The 24,381-nt window shown below is 28.0% G+C and carries 28 protein-coding genes; 12 read left to right on the forward strand and 16 right to left on the reverse strand.

Annotated features, from left to right (window positions below):
- Positions 1-260 precede the first annotated feature (260 nt).
- The 3 genes from KPL38_RS09675 to KPL38_RS09685 all read left to right on the forward strand — a co-directional run bounded on the left by KPL38_RS09675 (position 261) and on the right by KPL38_RS09685 (position 3,046).
- Complete coding sequence (locus KPL38_RS09675) at positions 261-1,694, forward strand: DHA2 family efflux MFS transporter permease subunit (RefSeq protein WP_216288937.1); 1,434 nt, start codon at positions 261-263, stop codon at positions 1,692-1,694.
- Between the two features lie 213 nt (positions 1,695-1,907).
- On the forward strand, positions 1,908-2,408 hold the full coding sequence (locus KPL38_RS09680; RefSeq protein ID WP_216288938.1) for a hypothetical protein: 501 nt from the start codon (positions 1,908-1,910) through the stop codon (positions 2,406-2,408).
- Positions 2,409-2,584: 176 nt separating this feature from the next.
- On the forward strand, positions 2,585-3,046 hold the full coding sequence (locus KPL38_RS09685; protein WP_216288939.1) for a GtrA family protein: 462 nt from the start codon (positions 2,585-2,587) through the stop codon (positions 3,044-3,046).
- 228 nt (positions 3,047-3,274) lie between these two features.
- Here KPL38_RS09685 and KPL38_RS09690 read toward each other — a convergent pair whose 3' ends face one another.
- Together KPL38_RS09690 and thrB are read right to left on the reverse strand one after the other, a co-directional pair.
- On the reverse strand, positions 3,275-4,162 hold the full coding sequence (locus KPL38_RS09690; protein WP_216288940.1) for an ADP-ribosylglycohydrolase family protein: 888 nt from the start codon (positions 4,160-4,162) through the stop codon (positions 3,275-3,277).
- A gap of 318 nt (positions 4,163-4,480) precedes the next feature.
- Positions 4,481-5,368, reverse strand: coding sequence for a homoserine kinase (gene thrB, locus KPL38_RS09695; RefSeq protein WP_216288941.1), 888 nt, complete (start codon positions 5,366-5,368; stop codon positions 4,481-4,483).
- Between the two features lie 278 nt (positions 5,369-5,646).
- Here thrB and deoR point away from each other — a divergent pair, with 278 nt between their 5' ends.
- Both deoR and KPL38_RS09705 read left to right on the forward strand, forming a co-directional pair.
- Positions 5,647-6,582, forward strand: coding sequence for a DNA-binding transcriptional repressor DeoR (deoR, locus tag KPL38_RS09700; RefSeq protein ID WP_216288942.1), 936 nt, complete (start codon positions 5,647-5,649; stop codon positions 6,580-6,582).
- Between the two features lie 156 nt (positions 6,583-6,738).
- Positions 6,739-6,909, forward strand: coding sequence for a small, acid-soluble spore protein, alpha/beta type (locus KPL38_RS09705; protein ID WP_216288943.1), 171 nt, complete (start codon positions 6,739-6,741; stop codon positions 6,907-6,909).
- 152 nt (positions 6,910-7,061) lie between these two features.
- Here KPL38_RS09705 and KPL38_RS09710 read toward each other — a convergent pair whose 3' ends face one another.
- Together KPL38_RS09710 and KPL38_RS09715 are read right to left on the reverse strand one after the other, a co-directional pair.
- Complete coding sequence (locus KPL38_RS09710; RefSeq protein WP_216288944.1) at positions 7,062-8,054, reverse strand: D-2-hydroxyacid dehydrogenase; 993 nt, start codon at positions 8,052-8,054, stop codon at positions 7,062-7,064.
- A gap of 534 nt (positions 8,055-8,588) precedes the next feature.
- A complete protein-coding gene (locus KPL38_RS09715; protein ID WP_216288945.1) occupies positions 8,589-10,253 on the reverse strand; it encodes a ribonuclease J in 1,665 nt (554 codons plus the stop codon).
- Positions 10,254-10,462: 209 nt separating this feature from the next.
- Between KPL38_RS09715 and KPL38_RS09720 the strand changes: the two genes are divergently transcribed.
- The 3 genes from KPL38_RS09720 to KPL38_RS09730 all read left to right on the forward strand — a co-directional run bounded on the left by KPL38_RS09720 (position 10,463) and on the right by KPL38_RS09730 (position 12,256).
- Entirely contained in the window at positions 10,463-11,365 is a 903-nt protein-coding gene (locus KPL38_RS09720) for an HD domain-containing protein (RefSeq protein ID WP_216288946.1), read from the forward strand.
- A 21-nt stretch (positions 11,366-11,386) separates the two neighbouring features.
- Entirely contained in the window at positions 11,387-11,677 is a 291-nt protein-coding gene (locus KPL38_RS09725; RefSeq protein WP_216288947.1) for a DUF503 domain-containing protein, read from the forward strand.
- Between the two features lie 339 nt (positions 11,678-12,016).
- A complete protein-coding gene (locus KPL38_RS09730) occupies positions 12,017-12,256 on the forward strand; it encodes a hypothetical protein (protein WP_216288948.1) in 240 nt (79 codons plus the stop codon).
- Positions 12,257-12,446: 190 nt separating this feature from the next.
- Here KPL38_RS09730 and KPL38_RS09735 read toward each other — a convergent pair whose 3' ends face one another.
- The gene (locus tag KPL38_RS09735) at positions 12,447-12,677 is read right to left on the reverse strand and encodes a hypothetical protein (RefSeq protein ID WP_216288949.1); all 231 of its coding nucleotides are present in this window, start codon (positions 12,675-12,677) and stop codon (positions 12,447-12,449) included.
- Between the two features lie 454 nt (positions 12,678-13,131).
- On the opposite strand from KPL38_RS09735, the gene KPL38_RS09740 reads away from it, so the two are divergent.
- Both KPL38_RS09740 and KPL38_RS09745 read left to right on the forward strand, forming a co-directional pair.
- Positions 13,132-13,617, forward strand: a complete 486-nt coding sequence (locus tag KPL38_RS09740) for a ferritin family protein (RefSeq protein ID WP_216288950.1) — start codon at positions 13,132-13,134, stop codon at positions 13,615-13,617.
- A 202-nt stretch (positions 13,618-13,819) separates the two neighbouring features.
- Positions 13,820-14,623 (forward strand): MBL fold metallo-hydrolase, encoded by an 804-nt coding sequence (locus tag KPL38_RS09745; protein WP_216288951.1) that lies wholly within the window; start codon positions 13,820-13,822, stop codon positions 14,621-14,623.
- An 88-nt stretch (positions 14,624-14,711) separates the two neighbouring features.
- Here KPL38_RS09745 and KPL38_RS09750 read toward each other — a convergent pair whose 3' ends face one another.
- Positions 14,712-16,616, reverse strand: a complete 1,905-nt coding sequence (locus tag KPL38_RS09750; protein ID WP_216288952.1) for a diguanylate cyclase domain-containing protein — start codon at positions 16,614-16,616, stop codon at positions 14,712-14,714.
- Positions 16,617-16,667: 51 nt separating this feature from the next.
- A complete protein-coding gene (locus tag KPL38_RS09755) occupies positions 16,668-16,940 on the reverse strand; it encodes a hypothetical protein (RefSeq protein WP_216288953.1) in 273 nt (90 codons plus the stop codon).
- Positions 16,941-17,335: 395 nt separating this feature from the next.
- On the opposite strand from KPL38_RS09755, the gene KPL38_RS09760 reads away from it, so the two are divergent.
- Complete coding sequence (locus KPL38_RS09760; RefSeq protein WP_216288954.1) at positions 17,336-17,962, forward strand: CAP domain-containing protein; 627 nt, start codon at positions 17,336-17,338, stop codon at positions 17,960-17,962.
- 98 nt (positions 17,963-18,060) lie between these two features.
- Here KPL38_RS09760 and KPL38_RS09765 read toward each other — a convergent pair whose 3' ends face one another.
- The 9 genes from KPL38_RS09765 to KPL38_RS09805 all read right to left on the reverse strand — a co-directional run bounded on the left by KPL38_RS09765 (position 18,061) and on the right by KPL38_RS09805 (position 23,102).
- The gene (locus tag KPL38_RS09765) at positions 18,061-18,699 is read right to left on the reverse strand and encodes an ATP-dependent Clp protease proteolytic subunit (protein ID WP_216288955.1); all 639 of its coding nucleotides are present in this window, start codon (positions 18,697-18,699) and stop codon (positions 18,061-18,063) included.
- A 240-nt stretch (positions 18,700-18,939) separates the two neighbouring features.
- On the reverse strand, positions 18,940-19,962 hold the full coding sequence (locus KPL38_RS09770; RefSeq protein ID WP_216288956.1) for a leucine-rich repeat domain-containing protein: 1,023 nt from the start codon (positions 19,960-19,962) through the stop codon (positions 18,940-18,942).
- A gap of 335 nt (positions 19,963-20,297) precedes the next feature.
- Positions 20,298-20,939 carry a hypothetical protein gene (locus KPL38_RS09775; RefSeq protein ID WP_216288957.1) on the reverse strand — a complete coding sequence of 214 codons (642 nt, stop codon included), beginning with the start codon at positions 20,937-20,939 and terminating at the stop codon, positions 20,298-20,300.
- Complete coding sequence (locus KPL38_RS09780) at positions 20,915-21,070, reverse strand: hypothetical protein (RefSeq protein WP_216288958.1); 156 nt, start codon at positions 21,068-21,070, stop codon at positions 20,915-20,917. The genes KPL38_RS09775 and KPL38_RS09780 overlap by 25 nt, the downstream gene beginning before the upstream one ends.
- A 110-nt stretch (positions 21,071-21,180) precedes the next feature.
- A complete protein-coding gene (locus KPL38_RS09785) occupies positions 21,181-21,726 on the reverse strand; it encodes a hypothetical protein (protein ID WP_246577895.1) in 546 nt (181 codons plus the stop codon).
- A gap of 154 nt (positions 21,727-21,880) precedes the next feature.
- Positions 21,881-22,150, reverse strand: a complete 270-nt coding sequence (locus tag KPL38_RS09790; RefSeq protein WP_216288959.1) for a hypothetical protein — start codon at positions 22,148-22,150, stop codon at positions 21,881-21,883.
- 195 nt (positions 22,151-22,345) lie between these two features.
- Positions 22,346-22,684, reverse strand: a complete 339-nt coding sequence (locus KPL38_RS09795; protein WP_216288960.1) for a hypothetical protein — start codon at positions 22,682-22,684, stop codon at positions 22,346-22,348.
- Positions 22,684-22,833: a hypothetical protein gene (locus KPL38_RS09800; RefSeq protein ID WP_216288961.1), complete on the reverse strand. Its 150-nt coding sequence runs from the start codon at positions 22,831-22,833 to the stop codon at positions 22,684-22,686. Before KPL38_RS09800 ends, KPL38_RS09795 begins: the two co-directional genes overlap by 1 nt.
- A gap of 20 nt (positions 22,834-22,853) precedes the next feature.
- A complete protein-coding gene (locus tag KPL38_RS09805) occupies positions 22,854-23,102 on the reverse strand; it encodes a hypothetical protein (RefSeq protein WP_216288962.1) in 249 nt (82 codons plus the stop codon).
- 323 nt (positions 23,103-23,425) lie between these two features.
- Here KPL38_RS09805 and KPL38_RS09810 point away from each other — a divergent pair, with 323 nt between their 5' ends.
- Complete coding sequence (locus KPL38_RS09810) at positions 23,426-24,307, forward strand: aldose 1-epimerase family protein (RefSeq protein WP_312884185.1); 882 nt, start codon at positions 23,426-23,428, stop codon at positions 24,305-24,307.
- Positions 24,308-24,381 lie beyond the last annotated feature (74 nt).

The following is a 24,381-nucleotide window of genomic DNA, read 5'->3' on the forward strand; positions in this document are numbered from 1 at the left end:
CTTCTTCAGAATAGCCAATTTTACTCACCATGTTTTATTGCTCCTCTCGTAAAGCCTATACAGTATAGTATACTATATTTCTCTCTACGACAACTATCTTAACACATAGGGTAACAGTAATTATTGCAAACAAAGTTTGTATTGATGGACAGTCTAATTGTGGTTAGAAGAATTACAATTAGTAAGTGTTTATATAATACTCGCAGCAACATTCTTTATTATTTTAAAATTAGATAATTCTATTGAATGGGGGTAATTTTATGGGACTTGATAATACCAATATAGTTATAAAAAAGCAGTATAATATAAAAGCTACTATGGCTGTGCTACTATTCGGAGGGTTTCTATCACTATTCAATGAAACCATATTAAATGTAGCCTTTGCACCACTTATGATAGATATGAATATTGTAGCTTCCACTGTGCAGTGGCTTTCCACAGGGTATGTGTTAGTAGTTGGCATTCTAATACCTGTAACAGCTTTCCTTATCCATAGCTACACTACAAGGCGACTATATTTAACTGCAATGATATTGTTTTTATTAGGAACACTAATGGCTGTAATCTCTTCCTCTTTTACTGCCCTTCTTATTGCAAGAATGATACAAGCCACAGGTACAGGAATGCTAGTACCTATAATGATGAATACTGCTCTTACAATATCAGCTCCTGAAAAACGTGGCTCAACCATGGGATTATGTGTTTGTGCAATTTTAATAGGACCAGCACTAGGTCCGGTGGTTTCAGGAATATTATTGCAATTTTTTCAATGGCAATCACTATTTATTATATTAATTCCATTTGTTCTTGTGTCAATAATTGGTGGTATATTGTTTTTACAAAATGTCTCCAAAATAACAAAACCTAAAATTGATTTTCTATCTATTATGCTATCAACTATAGGCTTTGGTGGCATAATATATGGTATAAGTTCTATAAATGACGCATCAGCAAATAGATCAGTTGTTATTGCATCGTTTACTGTTGGACTAATAGGATTAATTTTTTTTACTAAGCGTCAATTATTCTTAAAGGAACCAATGTTAGAATTACGTGCATTTAAGCGTCCAATGTTCTTTTTATGTATAATACTTATTATAATTATACAAATGGTTCTATTCTCAATGAATGTATTATTACCACTCTTATTGCAAAATGGTTTAAATACGACTCCGCTAACTTCAGCTCTTGTCTTACTTCCATCGGTTCTTATTAGCGGGCTAACGACACCATTTGCTGGTAAAATTTTTGACAAAATAGGTGGAAAAAAAATAATACCCTTTGGAATTTCAATAATTTGTATTTTTATGTGGTTATTATCCCGTGTTGAACCAACAACTACTGCGAAAACGATCTCCATATTATATTGTTTTGTAGGTTTTGGCGCAGCACTTGTGATACTATCTTCTCAAACAACTGCACTTAATCAATTATCAAGCGAAAACCAAGCTGATGGTATCGCTATAACAAGTACTTCAATGCAGATAGCAGCAGCAATTGGTTCAACCTTATTTATAGGTCTTATGAGTTCAGGTCAGAATAAATTTTTATGTAATACACTCACTGTAAATCTTCATGAAAATAATATTAAAGCACTATATAGTGGTTTCCGCTATTCCATGACAATTGCGGTCATAATCATTTTAATTAGTCTTATACTATCTTTATTTATAAGACAAGAATCTAAAAAGTAACAGTGTATCTTATATTAGAGGTAATTATACTAACTTATTAAAACTTATTAGAAAATTCTAAAAAATCAATTGATAAGAAAATAATATATAATTTATAAAAAGTACACAAAATAATTTAAATAGACACAATATTGACATCTCTCTGACATTATTTGTGGGCATAACTATTAAAACAAAGAAGTTATAAAAACAAATTAATGAGGAGAGATTAAAATGGAAAATAAATCTTTAAGAACTAAAATATTAACTGGATTAATTACCGGCGGCATGCTTATATCATCTGTTAGTACAACTTTTGCTTCTACTAATACAACATTAACCGTTCATAAAAAAGAACATTCAAATGTTGAATGTAGACAAATGGAAATTAAAAAACAACAAGGATTAGATTCAGATTTAAAAAAGCTTATAACAAACAAGACTCTAACTCAAGATCAAGCAAATAAGGTCAAATCTGCTATAACTAAAGGTCAAGCTTTAAAAAAAGCAGATTTCAAGAAAATTAGAACAATGACTGAAGTGCAACGTAAAACATATATGAATAGCAAAAGAATAAATCATGTAAATCCTTTAAAGTCTCTTGTTGACAATGGTACTATAAGTCAGTCTCAAGCAAACAAGGTAATCATTACATGCCATGAAAATCATCACGGCTCTCACCATCATAATCATAATAAAGCAAATAGACCTATGCCAAATGAGAAGATTAAATAGTTTAACTATATGTAAGAGGAGCATACTAAGTTACTTTGTATGCTCCTTTTATTATTTGTTTATGTTCATTTTCACTTCTCTATAAATCTAACATAATTTTAACATAATCTTTTGCTAATTTTTATAGATTCTTTTGTTACTATAAATATAGATAGATATATAAAGGAGTGAATTATATGATTAATACTAAAAATATTTACAATATAATTATAAATAATGGAAACTTTAAGTGTCTTTCAAAATTTAGTTGTGTAGGCGGTTTAAATACCCTTATTGACTTTGGAGTATTTTCTTTGCTCAATAGTTTATTTGGTATTAACTATATTATAAGTCAAGTAATTTCCTACTCAAGTGGTACTTTAAATAGTTTTATTTTAAATAAATTTTGGACTTTTAAAGATACTAAAACGAATAAAAAGACAACGAAAGAAATCATACAATTTATTGTTGTTAATTCAGCCTCTTTAGGTGTAAGTTTGATAGGCTTAAGTATATTACTGAAAAATAATTCTATGAATCCTTTCATTGCGAAGATTATTTCAATGGTACTTGCTCAAATAGTTAATTTCTTAGGATACAGATTTTGGGTTTTTGGTAGCACTATAAAATCAGCAACTAGTAATAAAAAAATAGCTTGACCCTTCTTTTGTTCTATAAAACAATAAAAAGAAGATATTTTTATCTCTATATTCATTTACTATATAAATTATGCATTTGCATAAAACGTGTTCTAAATAAAATTAATAGACAATTGATATCTAAATATCAGTAGTCTATTAATTTTATTGATAATATAGAACTCATATAATCACTTTTATTTTTCTTACAATATATTCCATATAATTTTTATTATAAGGCTTAAATAATTACTGTGCACCCATAATATTTAATTTTTCTCCTAGTTCTACTAATTTGTCCTTTAGTATTATCTTTTCTTTCCACCTTTTAGGAATACTTGTATATCCATAATAAACACCAGCAAGCCCACCTGCTATAGCACCTATTGTATCTGGATCACCATATAAATTAACTGCCTCGCAGATTATATCCTCAACATTTGAATTGTTAATGAAACACCATAATGCACACTGAAATGAATCCACTACATACCCTGAGGCGTTAAGATTTTTTTTACTCATATTGAACACTTTATTGTATTCCTCATGCCCTTCTAGAACTTCTTTTATTGTCTCTATCTTCTCTCCACCATTTAAATATTTATAAATTATTGTATTATATAAAATGCAAGCCTCCGAAACCTTTACATTATAATGAGTCATATCTGATTGTGCTTTTGTTATCTCAACCATTTTATCAAACTCTCTATAAAATAAAGGAACAGAAATACATCTCATTAAAGTACCATTGCCTGCATTCATTCCATTTGAATATCTAAAAACTCTACGACCTGCTTTATTCCAATCCCCACAATCAATAAATTCACCTATAGCATCTTGACATGTTATTCCGATATCAGTTGGATCAGTCTCATACCATTCAACAAACTTTCTTCCAATTGCTGGTATTGGTGCATTAGGCTCTTCAATGATTCCCTCCCCAACCGCAATTGTCATAACTGTATCATCTGTAACTTCTCCAGGTCTTAGCTCCATTTCTCCTCCACCAATTATATCTGTATGAAAGCCATACTTTTTTACTCCTATATATTTGGGAGTAAACTCTAGAGTTGCCCCTAAAGCATCACCACATGCAATCCCTAATAGTCCACCTAAAACTCTTTCTAATCTTTCCATGTTTGTCCCTCCCTTATATTAATTTTCTTTAAACATTATTATCTCTTGTAACATTTATTTTAAAATAGCACCCACCAATAATACTTATATTCATTATAAGATTATCGTTTTATCTATAGTATTCTTCAAACCTAGTATTGCATTACTTACCTTATTTTCTTTATAAAGTTAATTATTGTTATCATTATAACATTTTTAAAATTTGATTTCTACAACATAGTTACTTTGGTATTAGTATTATTTGAATAAATCTAATAAAATATATCTTAACGACAAAAAAACCGTCAAAATACATTTGGCAGTTTTAGCATCCCTAAGTTATAAATCTATAATTTCTAGACCACTTTGGTCGATTTCTAAATTAAGAGTTTCCCAATAACCGGATAGACCTTTTAAAAATTCATTCAATTTTTTTTCAGTGCTGTTATCATCTTTTTTGAGCATTACCATAATTGTTGGTCCAGCCCCACTAAGAAATACTCCTAATGCTTTTGTATCATGAACAAAACTTGTAATTTCTGAATAATTTTCAATTAAACCCATTCTATAAGGCTGATGAAGCTTATCTTTACAAGCGAGCTTTACCCCTTCATAATCACCATTAACAAGGGCTACAATGAGCATCGAAACTCTACCCACATTAAAAACTGCATCTTTTAAAGGTACTCTTTGAGGGAGCACTGCCCTAGAATCCTCAGTTGCTAACTGTAGTTTAGGAATTAACACACAAAATTTTATACCATCACTAATTGGAATTTTATTATAATGGATAACTCCCTTCGTTATAATGGAAACGGTCATTCCTCCAGCCAATGCAGGAGTAACATTATCAGAATGCCCTTCAATTTCGCAAGCGAAATTTAATATTTCCTGTTTTGTTAATACATCTCCACAAATTCTATTAGCAGCTGCTATCCCTGCCAATATACATGTAGCACTGCTTCCAAGGCCTCCGCTAACTGGTATATCTGTTTTAAATGTTAGCCTAATACCTTTTGGAACTTTTTCAAGTTTTTCAAAAGTTTTTAACATCGAACTATAAACCAAGTTATTACTGTTTGCATATTTTTCATCACAACCTAAAATCTCAAGTCCAGTTTCTATCTCTTCAACTATAAATCTATTATAGAGTTTGAAAGCAACTCCAAGAGTATCTAGTCCAGGTCCCATATTGGCACTTGTAGCAGGCACTTTAACCTCAAACATTACTATTCACTACATCTTTTTTACCTATTGCACTAAAATAACTCATTTAGTAGCCTCCTAATACGACAATTTTTATCAATTATACCATATATAATATACCGTTGGTTCCAAAAATTCAATTAATTAAAACCAATTCACCTGTAAAAATACTTATATTAAGTTAATAATTTTTTTAATTATAGCTTTTTATATTAGTTAAGCTTTTGCGTTGTTGAGTAAATCATTATATAATATTCCTAAGATTAAAATTAAAATAAAAGGAATAGGTGATTAATCCTGTGGATTATGAAAAACAAAAATTAAGTGTTAAAGTGGCAAAACTTTATTATGAATCAGATTACAGTCAGCAGCAAATTGCATCACAACTTGGAATATCAAGACCAACTATATCAAGACTTCTTCAATATGCCAAAGAAAGTGGTTATGTTGAAATAAATATTATTGATCTATTCACAAGTTTAGATAATATAGCTAAAGAATTAAAAAAGAAATATGGTCTATTAGATGCTCGTGTTGCCTTCTCCCCAAAAGATGGTTATGTTTCTAACATAGAATGCATTAGTAAAAAAGCAGCAGAATACTTAGAAGAAATCATAAAAAACGGAGATATTCTTGGAGTAAGTTGGGGAACAACAATGTATAAAGTTGCAAAAGAACTTACCTTGCAAAATGTTAAGGATGTAGAGGTTGTTCAGTTAAAAGGTGGCATTAGTCATTCTGAGGTAAATACATATGCATCAGAAACAATTGGACTTTTTGCTAAAGCTTTTCAGACATTGCCAAGATATTTGCCGCTACCGGTGATTTTGGATAATTATATTTTAAGACAAATGGTTGAAAAAGACCGTAATATTAAAGATACTATAGAAATGGGTATCAATGCCAATGTAGCAATATTTACAGTTGGTACCGTTAGAGATGACGCTTTACTTTTCCGCCTAGGTTATTTAAGTGAAGCAGAAAAACAGAATTTAAAACAAAACAGTGTAGGAGACATTTGCTCTCGTTTTTTTAACGAAAATGGTGAAATTTGTAATGATGAAATTAATAATCGCACCATAGGTATCTCTATAGATGCACTAAAACAGAAAGAAAAATCTATCCTAGTTGCAGGTGGTAAACTAAAATTAAAAGCAATTCAAGGAGCATTAAAAGGTAAAAATGCTAATGTTTTAATAACAGATCAATATACTGCCAAAAGACTTTTGAAATAATATTAAACAGGAGCTTTTGCAATTCTTTATATTTCAATTAGTTATAATGCAATAAAGCCACTATTAATTCATCAAGTAATTACATAATAAAATACATAATTTAAAACCATAATTCAAATACTATACTATAGTATAAAATAGTAGGATGGTGTTTTCATGGATGAAAAAATAAATAATGTGAAAAGTAGAACTGAGCAAGCTAATCTTATGGGAATAAAAACATCTAAGGACATTGATTGGGGAAATTATAGTTCAAAAACTTGTGGTAGCGTCGGTGGCGCCACTAAGGAATCTCCTACAAAAGATGAATCTTCAATTCTTAAATAATAATGTGATTAACCCGCTATAAATTTATAGCGGGTTAATCACATTATTGTATGTATCTAAGTTTTATATTTATATATATAATAATACGCGTTCATAAATATCACAAAAATATTATTCATTGGCAGGCTTTCACTTTAAACCTATCATTTTTGTTAACTCACTTTATTTTCACTTACACCATTTTCAATAACGTCGTAAACTCCATCTAACCCACCTTCAACTAAAGCTTTAACTGCTTCTTCCGTATAAAATGCTGTATGTGGTGTTATTAATACATCATTTCTTGTTGTAAGTTCTTTTAATATCTCGTCACTAACTTTTTTTCCTGAGAAATCATAAGTATAGTAATCGCCTTCATTTTCATATGTATCTAAAGCCGCTGCAGCAACTTTACCACTATCTAAAGCTTCGATTAATGCTTTTGTATCAACAATTGTTCCTCTAGCTGTATTGACTAAAAAGACGCCATCTTTCATCTTATCAAACATTGTTTTATCAAATAAATGAAAATTATCCTTTGTAGCTGGCATATGCAATGAAATTAAGTCTGCTTGCTTTGCGAGTTCATCAAGGGTATCCACATATTCTATACAATCTTTGGCTTTGTCATTAGGATATAAATCAAAACCTATAACTTTAGCACCAAATGCTTTGAAAATTCGTGCTGCTATACATCCAATTCTTCCAGTTCCAACAATTCCAACAGTCATAGATCTAATTTCTTTAGATAATATATCTTTAGTCCAACGATAATCTTGTCGTTTCATTGCTTCTGCAATTTTCATCACATGACGGGTAATATTAAGTGAAGCTGCTACCGCATACTCCGCAATTGCATTAGGTGAATAAACTGGTACATTTGTAATAGTTAATCCATGTTTTGTAGCCTCGAATATATCAAACATATCGACCCCTGCTGTACGTGATGATATTTGAGTTATTCCAATTGCATTTAATTCTTTGTAAATTTTTTTACCTATTTTCTTTATTTGGCAAAGACAAAGTCCATCATAGCCTTTAACTAGATTGATATTCTCCATAGTTAGAGGTTCAGAAACGTTTTTAATTTCAATACCATGCTTTTTTCCCCACTCGTTAGACATAATACATTCTTCTTCTCTTGCGCTAAACATGATTATCTTCATTGTATTTTTCTCCTTTAAATTAAGCAATTCGTTAGAACTAAAGTATAATCCATAATTATAACCTCTATCTAATCAAACATTTACTGCTTTCAAATTTTTCAAACCATTTTCTATAGGTTATTATTATATAAAATATATATATATCAGTTTCATGCTATTTCCCTTTCAATATTTTTACTTGTATATTATATCACTATATTTGTTTATTTAAGTTTACATTTGATTTAAAAAATTATTCACATATTTCAGATAATTAGCTCTATTTATCTCGTATTTTAATAATTAGGTTTAAGTGATGTTGTTACACTAAAATTTTAAGATAATATATTATCCGTAAATTAGTTGAATTATAAAATAAACGAAAATACTGTATAGTAAAATATTCGCTGTTTTACCATACAAATATTTTGCAAAAATGAAGTTAATGTAGAGCCATTTCAAATCTTTTATAGATATAAATTTATAACCATCTTGATTAAAACTTCTAGCAAAAACACTTATAACAATATAGTTATTTAGTAATTACTTATTTGTTTAAATTTCCATAATAATTGGAAGAATAATCGGTCTACGCCTTGTTTTTTCATATAAATATCTCTCTACGGATTTTTTTATGTTAGATTTTAATACCTGCCATTCAATAACTTTATCGTCTAAGCAATTATTAAGTTCAATCCTAACAATCTCTTTTACTTCACTTATCAACTTATCCGATTCTTTTACATATATAAAGCCACGAGTTATTATGTCAGGTCCTGCAATAATACTATAAGATTCCCGTTCTAAAGTTACAACTATAGTGAGCATACCATCTTCAGCTAAATGCTTTCTATCTCTAAGCACTACAGTTCCAACATCTCCAACACCAAGTCCATCTACAAATACCGATCCGGTGTGCACCCTCCCTATAATTTTAGCTTCATTTTGTGTAAGTTCTAAAACCTGACCTGTTTCCATAGTAAATATATTTTTGGTTTGCATACCTAATTTTTGTGCTAACTTAGCATGTTTTTTTAAATGCCTATATTCACCATGAACTGGCATAAAATATCTAGGATGAACTAATGCGTGAATTAATTTTAGTTCTTCTTGATATGCATGTCCGGATACATGTATTTCTTCTAAATCCTCATAAATTACCTCTGCTCCCTTTTTAAATAACTCATTGATAACTTTAGAAATAAGTTTTTCATTGCCTGGAATTGGAGATGCTGAAATAATAACCAAATCCTCAGGTTCTAGTGAGATTTTTCTATGAGTAGCAAAAGCCATTCTTGCAAGTCCTGCCATTGGTTCTCCTTGAGAACCAGTAGTTATTATTGTTATACTTTTATTGGGGTAATTACGCATTTCATCTATGCTTATAAGAAAATCTTCCGGTATATGAAGATATCCAAGATTCATAGCTACTTGTGAGATATTATCCATGCTCCTTCCGCTAAACACAATTTTTCTATCATATTTTACGCAGGCATCCGCAATCTGTTGAATTCTATGAATGTTTGAAGCAAATGTGGCTACAATGACTCTTCCCTCTGCATTAGAAAATATTCTAGTCAGAGTTTTTCCTATAGTTTTTTCGGAAATTGAATGGCCTTCACGTTCCACATTTGTACTATCAGCCATAAGAAGCAGTACGCCCTCTTTACCTAAATTTGAGATACGTTCTAGATCCATGACTAATCCGTCAATAGGGGTATAATCAATTTTGAAATCACCAGTATGTAATATAACACCAAGTGGTGAGTGAATGGCAATAGCGCAGGAATCCGCTATACTGTGAGTTACCCTTATAAATTCAACTTTAAGATTTTCTAGTTCTATTGTTTCTCCAGCGTTTACATTACGAAGGTCACACTTGGATAATATATTGTGCTCCTTTAGTTTATTTTCAATTAACCCTAAGGTTAGCTTAGTACCATAAATAGGCACATTCAATTGTTTTAGAATGTATGGAATAGACCCTATATGATCTTCATGTCCATGAGTTAAAAAGATACCTTTTACTTTTTTAGCATTATTTATTAAATAAGTTATATCTGGAATCACTAAATCTACACCATACATTCCCTCATCTGGAAATGATACACCACAATCTATAACAATAATTTCATCCATATATTCAATAGCAGTAATATTTTTACCTATCTCTCCAAGTCCTCCTAACGGAATAACCTTTAAACTTTCCTCGCTTTTCACTAAATCCTCCCCTTCATTTAAATTAATTATATTATAATATCGTTAACTTTATTTTGCCTTAAATTATTAGATTAATACCTACACAGTATTAATAAATACCCAATTGTCTAAGTATTAGTCATATAGACGTAAATATGGTACAGTAATAAGTACAAATAGTTTATTAACAGATACTCTATTTAAAAAATAAATTTTATTCGGAGGAAAAAATGATTACTAAAGAAAATTTTTTATGTGATATAAAAAGTGGTACTAATATAAAAATATCATTAATGGTAATGAAAATAATGTTCAAAGATTCTTCTAAGTTTGTTTGCATATTGGTAGATAAAAGTGGAGAAGTAAAAGCGAATATTCCTAACAAAAATGGAGATATTAAAGAAGGAAGCGTAATTGCAGTTGAGGGATTCAAAGATAAAAATTTAGATGTCAAGAAATATGAATTTGTTACGAATTATGATCTTTCAGATTATTTACCAACTGTTAAAAGACCTATTGAAGATATTATGAAAGAAATAGACGCACTCACAGATAAATATATAATTTCAAATGAAGGTAAAGCAATGAATGACTATTTTTTTAAGGATGAGGTATTCTTAGATAAATTTAAAAGAGGTATAGGTGGAGTATCTATGCACCATAATTATATAGGTGGTCTTGCAGAACATACTCTAAATGTTATGTATTTAACCTCAGTACTTTGTGAAAGATATGAATGTAAACGAACAGAAATAGCCTTACTATCAGCAAAACTTCATGATATTGGAAAGGTATATGAATTATATTTTGATGGTCCTTTTAAATATACTCTTAGAGGAGAAATGGAAGGACATATTGTTATCGGAGTAGAATTAATAGATAATGCTGTTCGCGAAAATAAAGCACTTTATTCAGATGACTTCGTTACTAGAATAAAAGGATGTATAGTTCAACATCATGGAAAACCTGAATTTGGTTCTCCAAGAGGCATGAAAATGGAAGAATCATTTATAGTTAATTTTGCAGATTCCACTGATGCTACTATGAATAAAATTGCTCAAATAAAAGATAAAACACAGCCTGGAAATTGGTCAGATTATGATAGAAGGATTGACACTAAATTATATTTATAATAAATTGGTGGTGAATAGCATTTGAGAATTTTACTTATGAAAATAACTCTAAGAGCATCATGGTCACACTCATTGAAAGAAAAAAGAATGGTTGTAAAAAGTATAATTCAAAAGTTAAAAAACAAATTCAACATATCGGTAGCAGAAATAGATGATCAAGATATTCATCAAACAATAGTTATAGGAATTGCAAGTATATGTGGAACATCCTCGCAACTAGATTCTACCATGGAACATATTATAACTTTTATAGAAAATAATAGTGATGCAGAAATAGTTGATATTCAGAAAGAAGATATCCAAGATATATAAATTTATATTCCAGATTATTAACTGGATTATTTACAACAGTAATTAACTTATAAACTAAAACTAGTTATAGCAATAATTATAGAAACTTAAAAACAACATGGGAATGCAAAGAATGTTAATCTTCTTTGCATTTTCTTAATTCCCAGAACTTTTAAATTCTTAAATTACAATAATTTTTAGTATTATACTAATTACTTGTAACTATGTTTTGTTTCCACATAAAATAACATAATATCTTTATTCAATTAGTTAATATATATTTAATAAGTTTAAATATGTTAAAATAGAAGGATATTACCTCTTTTGTATAGAATGTAAGTTTTATGGAGGTGATTAAACATGGATGAAAAAATTGATGAACTAATATATAAAATATTAAATACTATAAATAAAGAAAATAAAATACCTACGATTGATGAAATTGAACTAAATAAATCTGAGTATAAAAACTTACTCGAAACAATATTGCAAGAAGGATATATTACTTGTTTTGACATTAAAAAAAATACTGCAACAATCGACATCTCCGGTATTAATTATATCAAGATTTGGGAAATCATTAATTATATAAACATTTAATTAAAATGATTCTAATTAACGCAGTTAAAACAAACCTTTCTTTGTCTTATTTAGGCTATAGGTGATTGTTCATAAAAAGGAGAATGTTATTATGGATAACTATTCAAACATTTTTTTAACTTTAAAAAAAATTCTCTGTCAATCCAGAGAATTTTTAAATATTAAGTATTTAATCTTAGATAAAGTCAGCTTAAATTAACTTTCTTCCACACATAGGGCAATAATTAATTTTAATAGTTTCAACTAATGTAACATTAGAATCGGATTGAATTTCGTTTTTAACATCATCAATATGCCATCTACTATCACCTGTTGAAGCTGATATTTGTTTACCCTCTTTACAATATGTACAACCTTTTTTATTTGTTAGCTGGATATTGTAACGTTCTTTATGATTATCCATAGTAACATTATAGCCCATAATTTACACTCCTTTAACTTTATATTATATATAAATAAACAATCCTAATATTGAGAATAAATCTTCAATATTTAAACTAACACTTACTACATAATAACATTTCAAGCTATAATCTGTACGCTAAAATATCAATATTTTTTATAAAATATAGCTTACAAACATAAATTTATTTCATAAGTTATCAATTTAATAAGCAATCTTATCTTTAAAATTTAGTTTTTCATTTCACTTTTGTTCCATAAATTTAATTATAAATGTAGGATAATATTTATTTAATTAGTATTTCACTAGAATGATTTTTTTAAACATCCCTATTTAAGTGTTTTTATATAAAAATTAAATTTAAAAGGAATTTATAAGATAATGTTGAATATTAACTAAAAGTAGGTTACTATATATTTTAGTAACTTATGCTAGAAACAGTATCAATCTTAATAGGAAAAGGAGTGATCTTATGACAAACACTACATTTAGTGGTCTTGAAATGCTAAAAATTGCTATAATGATGGAAGAAGAAGGCTATAATTTTTATATAAATGGAGCTAATTATACAACAGGAAAAACCAAAGAATTTTTATTGGTTGCTGCTGGTCAAGAATTCATTCATAAAGAGAGATTTTCAAAACTTTTTGAAGAATTAAAAACTGATAAGGAAGGCGATTCTGAATATCTTTTTGATTTAGAAGTAACAAAATACTTAAGAAATTTAATAGATAATCAAGTTTTTAATAAAAAAGAGCAACCTAAAGATGCATTCACGAACTTAGAGTCTGCACTTAAGTATTCAATTAAAACTGAAGAACTTACAATAAAAATATATACACAAATGTTTGAGAAAGTATCTCAAAATGATGTTTCAGGAATGTTATCTACTATACTTAAAGAAGAAAAATCTCATGCAGCATATTTTACAAAATTACTTCAAGAGATAGTATCTTAATTTAACGACATTTCAGAAGAAGATGTTACAGCGACCCAGAAAATGATTTAACTAGATAGTCAATGTTTTTTTTAAAAAGAGTCTAATTAATATTAGACTTTTTTTATTTATAAATATATTTTCACTAATAATAATGTTAAGATTTAAAAAAGTTGTAATAAAAAATTTGTTAACTAAATTCAACAATTTTGGAGGTAAATACATGGAATCAATTAATATTTTAGGTACTGGAAGTGCTATGGTTACAAAATGTTACAACACTTGTTTTACCATTTCAAACGGAGACGAACATTTTTTGGTAGATACTGGTGGTGGAAATACCATACTGTCAAATCTAGAAAAATTAGATATAAATATCAACAGAATACACAATGTTTTTATATCTCATAGGCATAACGATCATATATCTGGTATTGTGTGGATTATTAGAGCTGTAGCCCAACAAATTATTAATGATAACTATAACGGAATTCTAACAATATATTGTCATAAGGATAATATTGATGCAATAAATACTATTACTAGCTTGCTATTAGATAAAAAATTTACAAAATATATTGGTACTAGAATAGTATTTAATGAAATCTATGATAAATGTAAATTTACTATATTAGATTGGAATATACAGTTTTTTGACATTAGAAGTACTAAGCAACTTCAGTTTGGCTTTAATGCAATACTCAAAAGTGGAAAGAAACTAACTTTTTTGGGGGATGAGCCTTACAATAAAGAATCTTTTGAATATGCTAATAATGTCGACTACCTTCTTCATGAAGCCTTTTGTTTATATTCAGAGAAGGATATTTTTAAACCATATGAAAAACACCATGCTACAGTAAAAGATGCTTGTGAAAATGCATCTAGCTTAAATGTACATAACATAATTTTGTTACATACTGAAGATAAAAACATATTAAATAGAAAGAAACTATATACAGATGAAGGGAAAAATTTCTATTCAGGAAATATTATTGTTCCTGATGACTTAGACATTATTAAATTATAATATTAAAATTAAAAACCCTCATATCAATATAATATGAGGGTTTTCTATTATACAATTTTCATTTACTTCGCCTGAAACTTTATTAATATCAGTAGTTCTCAGCTGATATACGATTTCTTCCACTTTTTTTAGAAATATAAAGTTGAACATCCGCCTTTCTTATAAGTTCTTTCATTTCAATATTTTCATTTGGAATTACAGATGATATTCCAATTGATAATGTAATCCTATCTGAAATTTTCGAGAATTTATGAGATATATTTAATTCTTCAATTTTATTTTTTACAATTTCTCCGAATTGAATTGCATGATTATTTGAACTTTTTGGTAATAAAACTATAAATTCATCGCCACCATACCTTGCAACAAAATATGGTCCATTATTCAAATTTGCTAAAGTACTAGCAACACTAACTAGGCATTTATCTCCCTCTAAATGGCCATAGTTATCGTTATATTCTTTAAAATAATCTATATCAATGAGAAGTAAAGATATATTACTTCCCTTTTGTATACTTATATCCCAAATATCATTTATATAAATATCAAATTTTCTTCTATTTGCAATTCCTGTTAAACTGTCATTTTCAGCCAAAGATAATAATATTTCATTCGATTTTTCTAATTTAGTTTGAACCCCCTTTGTCTTTTTAACTTCCATTTCTAGTTGCATTGATTTTATTGCATTGTTGATTGCGATAGCTGCATAAGCTGATAGTGCTTTAATCATTTCAATATGATATGGAGTAAAAACATTTTTACCTCTACTTTGTATTGTCATTACACCGATAATCTTATAATTCACCATAAGAGGACAAAACATAAGCGAATTTAATTGTGTGTTGTAATGCAATTTTAATTGAATATTATATGCTTCCTCACTAATATATTTAGGAAACTCTTTACTAATATCATTAATTATAATTAACTTGCGACTTTCTATACACTTACCATTAAAACTAAGTTTATTTTTAAGTGAGAAGCTAGGTACTTTCTCTTTTTTACCATTTATAATAACATCCAAATAATTTATTATGGAATTGTTCTCATCATAAAGTCCAATAGAAAAATAGGACAAATCCATAAAATCTTTGATGCTTGAATAAAGTATATCTAATATCAAATGCACATCTAAAGTAGAAGTTATTTTTTGTCCTAGCTCACTAATTATAGATATTTTTTGAACAAGCAATTCTAGCGATTGTGCCTTTATTTTTAAATCTTCATTTTTTTCAATGATTTTATTATTTTCTTTCTCAATTTTCTGCATTTTCTTTTTAATATTTAAACCCTTCATAATATTTTTATTGAAAGATTTTGTATGCTGTCTTTCATATAGATGGTGCAATTTTATATACTTAAAAGACAATTCATGATTTCCTATATCTCCATAAAAAATTGATAACTTCATTGATATATCAGATACCTTTTGGGGTTGATTGTATTTTATTGAAATATCACAAGCGCTTATTAATATATCTAATGCTTCAGTCGTTTTTTCTCGGTCAATCATGTATTCAAAATAACTAAGTAATGCATCAATTCTATAACTAGGCACTGATTCTTTTTTATTTAAATTTATGGCAATATTAAAATATTCATCAGCCTTTGCAAAATCTCTCTTTTTCCATGAAGTAAGCGCTAATAATTTGTAAGTATCACCTTCAGCTATTGCATAATTATATTGTTTCAAATACCTTAAAGCGGTATATGATAGATTATTTGCCTTTTCATATTCCTCTAATAAATAATAAATTTCACCTAGGCTAAGAATAGTTAATCCACTAGACAAACTATAGTCTAATTGTGCATCTATATTATATGCTCTTTCGCTATAACTTAATGCTTCTTTGTATTCTCCAAGTAATTTGTAATTTTCTGCAATATTATTTAAAGTAAGCATTATTGCTCTTTTGGAAGTTGCATTATTATCATATTTTTTACCTAAATCAATGTCTATCGCCATTACTTGGGCTTTGTCATAAAAATCCATACTTTTTTCAATCTTACCTAGTTCACTAAATATAAGACCTAATAAATTATATCACCACCACAACAAATCACAAAATCCCTCTTTTATAAAATAGTTAAGTGAAAAATATATTAAATCTAAAGCTTCTTCATCGTTACCAATACTATAGTAAGCATGAGCCATATATGATTTTGCAACTTTTTCACCTAATGTATATCCTATCTGTTCACATAAGTTTAATGCATCATTTAAAGTTTCTATTGTCCTCTGAGAATCACTATATCTTAGTAAATTAGCTTTTTCTAGAAGTACCTCAATTCTTTTTCTTATACCTTCTTCATTCATAAAATTGCTCCTATTCTATAATAATGATTATCATCAAAATTTATTCTATTCGTATATTTAATAAGATCACACTTTCATAAATATAATATTAACATTAAAAATATATACATACAACGTAAAATATACAAAATTGTAATAAATAAACACTAAACTGACTTTTTTTAATTTTCATGTAAAATAATGGTATATGAATATATATAATATAAATTATAATCCCATTAGGTGTCATCTTATAGGTTTTACTAGCTTTTATAAATAAACATAATTTCATTATTAATCCATATCTACCATCAATAAAAAAAATACAAACCTAGTTTAGATGATAGAATAGGTATATAAACGTGCAAAGTGAATTTTACTTTGTATATCAAAATTATGAAGGTGAGGTACATAAGATGAAAAAAGCATTAAAAGCATTAATATTAACTTTAAGTATTTTAGTAGCAACAGGAATTAGTTCAGTAGTATATGCCCAAGATACTACTAATTACACTGTTAAAGCAGGGGATAGCCTTTGGAAAATATGTGTTCAATTTAAGGTAGGAGTTTCTGAAATCATAGCTGCTAATCCTCAAATAACTAATCCTAACAAAATTTCTCCAAATCAAATAATAAAAATACCAAGTTCAACTGAAGCTACAGCACTTGAAGGACAAGTAGTGGTATTAGTTAATAAAGAAAGATTAAAAGTTGGACTAGCTCCATTAAAAGCTAATTGGGAACTTGCAAGAGTAGCTAGAATTAAATCACAAGACATGATTGACAAAAATTACTTTTCCCATACATCACCAACTCACGGTTCACCATTTGATATGATGAGCAATTTTGGGATCAAGTATATGTCCGCTGGCGAAAACATTGCATATGGCCAACCAACCCCAACATCTGTAATGACTAGTTGGATGAACTCTGCAGGACATAAAGCAAATATCTTAAATAAAACCTACACTGAAATAGGCGTAGGCATAGCAAAAAAATCAAATGGGACTATCTATTGGACTCAACAGTTTATAGGTAACTAAACAACAAAATGAAAATAAGGATACTAATCTGCTATTATGACATATTAGTTATCCTAGTTTTTTATTAATTTATTCATTACTCTTATTTATAATCAAAACTAAAATATTTCATCTAAATCAGTTATGATCTTATCTGCGAGGCCTAATGAAATGATTTCATCAGACATTAACCACCAATCTTTTCTGTAATTTTTAGTATAGAGTTTGTCTGTAATATTTGTATTTGCTACAATAAAATCTTTGACTCTCTTTTCTTGTCTTTGAGTAAACTCAAAATTATCTAAAACTTTGTCTGTATTACCCATAGCCCCTGTACTTCCTGAATGAATTAAAGCTGTCGTGTCTTTAAACACATATCTATGCCCTTTTGATCCTGCAAGTAACATTAGCCCACCAGAACTATATGTTTTTCCAAGACCTATTGTGTACACCGGTGTTTTGGATAGTTGGATAACATTTATGAAATTTAGTACTGCTGGTAATTCCCCTCCATTGGAATTTATTAAAATTTTAATAGGAATTCTTTCGCTAGTTGTTTTACCTTTGTCCTGCTTATTCCATTTTATAATCATTAATGAATAATCAACCAAGCTATCGTCGATATCAAAATTCCAAAATATCTCTCTATTTTTAGTTCTTTCATAATAATCTAAGGTCTCTGGGTCTGGTAGATTTAATTTTGATAAATCCTTAACCTCATTATCAAAGAATATATCCCAGTTTTTTACTACATTCATAATTCACCTTGCTCCCTTTATATTATTATATAATATTATATGTATGCGGATAAGCTTTTCTACATTCAACCTCCTATAAATTTATTTTGCTTTCTTTTTAAAAATAAACTATTCCAATCTCTTTTATAAATTATATTAAAATACAAAATGCATATAAATGATTACAACTATTTATATGCATTTTGCTGTTTTTTGTGTGTTTCACTACTTATATCTGTTTACAACTAACTTGATTATATATTACTCATGCTCCTTGATTATTTCTATATTCGCTTTTTCTATTGAATTTAGCATCGATGTGTCTATATTAAAATTTGGATTTGGTGAATACCATGATTTTGCCATAAAATAATTTCTAAATTTAGCCATATTAAACACATATCCATATCTTGCATATATTTCATTTCTTGCATATTCTCTTAAATTATAATCTAAATTATTTATTTCATAATCGGTTATGAGTCTGCTATCGCTAAAATCAAAAATATAATCTGATTGCTGTACGTATGTTGGTACCTGCCATTGTGGTTGAGTAACATACTGTTTTTGAACAACAATCTCTTTTTGAATAACAACTTTGGGCTTTACTGCTTTTGTTTCAGTTTCTAACTTAAAGTCTTTATTTTTAATTTTATTGTAAATACCTTTTATACCACTATAATTTGTAATTGAATTATTAGCAAGATATAACGAATTTAAATTTTCTAAATTATTTAACTTATCAATATTATTGATTTTATTACTGCTTAAATTAATATAATTTATATAACTCATTCCTGATAAAGGACTTAAGTCCATAATCTCATTGCTATCCAGATCTAACTTCTCAATATTTGTTAAATTTTTCATATCACTTATATCATCAATTCTATTGGAACTTAAACTAAGACTCTTTATACTTGTTATGTTCTTTATTGCACTAATATCTTTAATATCATTATTATCAAGGTTAAGTTCTTCTAAGTTAGTAAGTTGTGCTAAAGGCTCGATATTACTTATACTGTTTTTTTCTAAAGTAAGAGTTTTTAAATTAACTAAATTTTGTATTCCTGATATGTCCTTAATGTTTTTTCCAGTAGCATCTAGTGCAGTAATATCTTTAACATCACTCTTATATATTTTACCCTCTGGTTTATCTATCATCTTCCTTACAACATTTTCTAAATTAACATCCTGAATTTTAATACTCTCTTCTCTTTTGCACCCTACTGCGAACATCATAATAATACAAATAAAAATTAATCCACTTTTTTTATACCACACTACAATTCCTCCCAATTTTATAGGCTTTATAATATTTATAAAGCTTATGATATATTTAAGAAATAAATTATAATTTTTTTCATACAAAACTTATTGTAACTCCCCCTTTTTAGTCACAAATAATTCCATATAAAATAGTATATTAAATAATCATAGTAAACGTGATATATTATTAGGAGCTCTTAATATATAGTCACTATTGCATTCGCCCAATATTATAAGAACATATAACTTAAATAACTACGGGGCGCAAATAATTAGCCCCAGTTATCATTACAGTCACTGGGGTTCTATAATACGCCTTAGAGATTACATCTGTGATTAATTAGTTCGAACTAATCCTTCATTTTATTAATTTCATCTAACATTAATATATTTAATTTATTTATTTCTTTTCTTTTTTCCATTAATTCTTTTATAACTTTACCTCTATAATCCAGTTCAATTGATTCAATTTTCAATTCCATTGAATTGCAGAATTCATACATTTTTCTAAACTGTATTACTGTTTGCTCAAACTCTTCATCAAAATCGACTAAATCTTTATTCTCATAAATCATCTTCAATGACTCTAATTGATACCTTATAATTGTAGCGAATTGTATAAGAAATTCATCTGATTTCACCTTATAAAGATATAATAGTAATTCTGTATAAATTCTATAAAGAGTATGTTTGTCAAAAATATCTAGACTCACTCTACTATAACCTAATTTTCTCTTCAACTTCATGTTAAGTAATTTTCTTAATATATTATTATAACTATCAGTAGAACATACCCCATAAACTAAATAGCTATTTTCTACTTTCTTAAAGAATCTACTTATTTCATCATTACTTACAAATAGTTTTATCTCTTTATCCATTCTAATTAATCTAATTTTATCAATTACTTTATAATTTTCTCCGTAACTCAAAAATAACTTACCTTCTGTAGCACCTCTTATATTTCTTATACACATCCAAATATCTGACATTTTTGAATCAACCCCCAAGTATGTATTAATTTAATTGTGAGATTTATTGATTTACTAACTTCCTTTTTAATTTCTATATTATTTCCATCTATTGTGAACATTATACTCTCATTTTGTATAGCAACTAACATAAAGATACAAATTTTCTCTTTTGCAACATCATATGTAATATAAATAGACCAGTTAGCCCCAATTGTTGCAATTACTCCTAATTTTTTAATTATATTGTTTTCCTTTTGTCCTAAAAAACACTTTTCTGGATTATCATTAAATTGATAAATATGAACTGTTCCTTTTGTTTGATCAATTTATTTACCTCTGTTGTCTTATATATTATTTTTTCATCAGGCTCTTTCTGTTCTATTTGCCTTTTATCTGTTATTAATAATTCTTCCACATTTTCTACTGTTTCTATGTATTCAATTGCCGTTTGTCGAACTTCCTTTAATAAATCTTTTTCATCATTTATTGTTCTATCCTTAGCCCACTCCTGTAAATATTTTATTTGATATTCTCTCATATCAATTCCAAAGTGAGCACAAAAAATACATGCAGTTAATTCTGCTTGAAATTTCCTTTCATGTGTTATACATCCGTCTAAATTTTCTGTAGTATTAAACTTATCATAAACTAACTCATTCAATAATATTTTAACATTTTGCACTTCGGTATTTCTAGAATTCAACATAATCTCTTTGTTATCTTTATATCCTAATGGAATAACACCAAGTGGTTCTTGTTCTGATTTCACTATTTTTATACCTATATTGTTTGCAATCTTCTCCATGCCTTTATATAAATGTCTATAATTTTTAATGCAACCATCAAAAGATATACACCTGTCAATTTTATTAGATAGTATACCTACATATTGTGCTTTATTTCCACCTTTTGAATGCCCCTTACAGTAATATTATTATAATCTAATCCTCCAATATAATCTAAAGCTTCCTTTTGTTGAACAGTCTCTGCGAGATAACCCCCTTGACCATTAACATGCCATTCGTAAGCGCCACAAGTTCCTCTAAATACAACAGTGCACCACCACTTTTATCAACAAAGCAAGCAGCTCTAATCCCTCCTATTTTGTGAACTTCACCATTTACAGTTTTTGTTTTTATTTGATTTTTAGGATTAGTTACTTTTAGACTCATTAAAATAGTGTCTTCTTTATTATTTGTTAGAATTTCCCTCCATCTATCATACGACATCAGAACAGGATACTCATCAGCTTTTTTCTTCGCCTTTCATTAAACCTTAGTTTCAAATCACCATCCAATAAATTTGTTAAAATTTTCTTCAAAGGTATACTCTTTTTGCCTCCAAACGTATCCCCTTCAAGACATATTAGATTATCCAGCAGTAGAGGTTGATTTTCATTAAGTTTACTCATTTTTCAACTACACCTACTTCAATTTTCTGCTAACCCTTATGTATTTTCGGCTATCATTTGTAAAATACTCTTCACCTTCTTCTTTCATCAAAATAGAAATACTTGATATTTCATATTTGTCATGGATAATAACACCAAAGTAACCATCACTCATAGCATAAGATCCATCTTCCCAAATGTTTCCCCAAACTGCAAAAGTATCTTCTTCCGTTCCATTTTTCGGATAAATATATATCTTATCTTGTCCTTGACCCCATCCACTTTCACTCATTGCAGTTGCTACAAATTCTTCTTTATATTTTTCTTTCAAATAAGCTAGTGCTTTCTCTCTTTTAACCTCTGGCGTATACACTATTTTGTTTTTTTATTTTCTCTTTTTTTGTATAAATAACTAATTCTAACACACACGCTAGGACTCCTTGTTTCTGATCGAAATTCAGCGTATCCACCTTGAAATCTTATTTTATCATCTATGTATTCATCATCGAACAATTTTCTCATAAATGCTTTATGTTTTTCTACTAGTTGTCCAAATTCTTCATAATCTGATTAAAATGGCATTTCCTAGCTGCATCATCTACATCCATTCCATCGACAACTATTGTTTTTAATGAAAGATGAGGCTGACGATCCGCTTCTATTTCAGTTTTACTTACGTCTGATAATAATTCTTTAATATTAGAGTTTTTGATTTCATCGATAGACATACCTGCCTTTATAGTATGCTTTTCATCAATTATTAGATTTCCTGTGCTTTTATCTAAAATCATAATTTGCCTCCTCATATCTATTTTGTTTCATTATTATTAATTTATATTTATATGGCTTAATAATATATTAGCTGTAGCATAAAGTCAATTTGAGTAAAAGTTACCTTATTGGGAGTATCCTTTTTATATATGCGCTTGGATAATAATAAACAGCGTTCATTGACATATTCATTAATGAAGTTTAATCTTATGTTAACTTATAAATATTACAATATAAGGACAAGAATTAAACATTTAGATATATTACCTTATTGATATCATTAATGTTCTTTTGATAAAACAAAGTTTTAGTTTAAAATTGCAATAATATTTTTTAGAAAGAGGTGGGCTTTATTAATATATTAGAAAATAGTAATTTGCTTATAGAAGTTAATGCGAATGGAGCTGAATTAAACAAATTATTCTCAAAGAAAAATAATCTGGATTTTTTATGGAGTGGCGATTCAAAATATTGGGGTAGAAAATCACCTATATTATTTCCTATAGTAGGAAGACTTAAAGGCAGTGAAACAATGATTGATGATAAGATTTACAATATGAATCAACATGGTTTTGCAAGAGATTGCACGTTTAAATTGATAAGGAAAAATAGTAATAGTCTAACATATTCTCTAATTGCAAGTGAGGAAACAAAAAAAAGATTTCCTTATAATTTTGAATTAATTATAACATATGAATTAAATGATAATAATATCAAAGTACTTTGGAATGTAAAGAATATAGATTCTAAAATCATGTACTTTTCAATTGGTGGTCATCCAGCTTTTAATGTTCCTTTTAAAAAGAATGAAAACTTAGAAGATTATTATTTAGCCTTTAAAACTAAAAAAGATGTAGAAAAATATGAATTTGAAATTCCTTATATAAAAGAAAAAAATAAAGTTAAAGCACCTGAATCTATTTCTATAAAACCCGAACTATTCAAAAATGATGCCTTAATTTATAGTGGGATTAATGAGATAACATTAAAATCCAAGAATAATACTATGTCTCTTAAAGTCTCTTTAGAAGATTTTCCATTTGTTGGAATATGGTCACCATATTTTGCGAAATCTAAATCAATGGCTCCGTTTGTATGTATTGAACCTTGGTATGGCATTGCAGATTTAAAAAATTCCACAAATGTTTTCAAAAATAAACTCGGCGTTAATAAAATCGAAGTCGGTGAGGAATTTAATGCTAGTTACAAAATAACAATAACATAATTATTAATACATATTTTCTATAAAATGTTATATTACAATATCAAATAACCCTCATTTAACACTAAGATGAAATT

It is taken from the genome of Clostridium psychrophilum, assembly GCF_018861705.1.
Lineage (GTDB): Bacteria > Bacillota > Clostridia > Clostridiales > Clostridiaceae > Clostridium_AD > Clostridium_AD psychrophilum.

Excerpts from the sequence above, each read along its gene's own strand:
- KPL38_RS09675 (WP_216288937.1), top strand. The coding sequence starts at position 261 with ATGGGACTTGATAATACCAATATAGTTATAAAAAAGCAGTATAATATA.
- KPL38_RS09680 (WP_216288938.1), top strand. The coding sequence starts at position 1,908 with ATGGAAAATAAATCTTTAAGAACTAAAATATTAACTGGATTAATTACC.
- KPL38_RS09685 (WP_216288939.1), top strand. The coding sequence starts at position 2,585 with ATGATTAATACTAAAAATATTTACAATATAATTATAAATAATGGAAAC.
- KPL38_RS09690 (WP_216288940.1), bottom strand. The coding sequence starts at position 4,162 with ATGGAAAGATTAGAAAGAGTTTTAGGTGGACTATTAGGGATTGCATGT.
- thrB (WP_216288941.1), bottom strand. The coding sequence starts at position 5,368 with ATGTTTGAGGTTAAAGTGCCTGCTACAAGTGCCAATATGGGACCTGGA.
- KPL38_RS09705 (WP_216288943.1), top strand. The coding sequence starts at position 6,739 with ATGGATGAAAAAATAAATAATGTGAAAAGTAGAACTGAGCAAGCTAAT.
- KPL38_RS09710 (WP_216288944.1), bottom strand. The coding sequence starts at position 8,054 with ATGAAGATAATCATGTTTAGCGCAAGAGAAGAAGAATGTATTATGTCT.
- KPL38_RS09720 (WP_216288946.1), top strand. The coding sequence starts at position 10,463 with ATGATTACTAAAGAAAATTTTTTATGTGATATAAAAAGTGGTACTAAT.
- KPL38_RS09730 (WP_216288948.1), top strand. The coding sequence starts at position 12,017 with ATGGATGAAAAAATTGATGAACTAATATATAAAATATTAAATACTATA.
- KPL38_RS09735 (WP_216288949.1), bottom strand. The coding sequence starts at position 12,677 with ATGGGCTATAATGTTACTATGGATAATCATAAAGAACGTTACAATATC.
- KPL38_RS09740 (WP_216288950.1), top strand. The coding sequence starts at position 13,132 with ATGACAAACACTACATTTAGTGGTCTTGAAATGCTAAAAATTGCTATA.
- KPL38_RS09745 (WP_216288951.1), top strand. The coding sequence starts at position 13,820 with ATGGAATCAATTAATATTTTAGGTACTGGAAGTGCTATGGTTACAAAA.
- KPL38_RS09750 (WP_216288952.1), bottom strand. The coding sequence starts at position 16,616 with ATGGATTTTTATGACAAAGCCCAAGTAATGGCGATAGACATTGATTTA.
- KPL38_RS09755 (WP_216288953.1), bottom strand. The coding sequence starts at position 16,940 with ATGAATGAAGAAGGTATAAGAAAAAGAATTGAGGTACTTCTAGAAAAA.
- KPL38_RS09760 (WP_216288954.1), top strand. The coding sequence starts at position 17,336 with ATGAAAAAAGCATTAAAAGCATTAATATTAACTTTAAGTATTTTAGTA.
- KPL38_RS09765 (WP_216288955.1), bottom strand. The coding sequence starts at position 18,699 with ATGAATGTAGTAAAAAACTGGGATATATTCTTTGATAATGAGGTTAAG.
- KPL38_RS09775 (WP_216288957.1), bottom strand. The coding sequence starts at position 20,939 with ATGTCAGATATTTGGATGTGTATAAGAAATATAAGAGGTGCTACAGAA.
- KPL38_RS09780 (WP_216288958.1), bottom strand. The coding sequence starts at position 21,070 with ATGTTAGTTGCTATACAAAATGAGAGTATAATGTTCACAATAGATGGA.
- KPL38_RS09785 (WP_246577895.1), bottom strand. The coding sequence starts at position 21,726 with ATGGAGAAGATTGCAAACAATATAGGTATAAAAATAGTGAAATCAGAA.
- KPL38_RS09790 (WP_216288959.1), bottom strand. The coding sequence starts at position 22,150 with ATGTCGTATGATAGATGGAGGGAAATTCTAACAAATAATAAAGAAGAC.
- KPL38_RS09800 (WP_216288961.1), bottom strand. The coding sequence starts at position 22,833 with ATGAGAAAATTGTTCGATGATGAATACATAGATGATAAAATAAGATTT.
- KPL38_RS09805 (WP_216288962.1), bottom strand. The coding sequence starts at position 23,102 with ATGATTTTAGATAAAAGCACAGGAAATCTAATAATTGATGAAAAGCAT.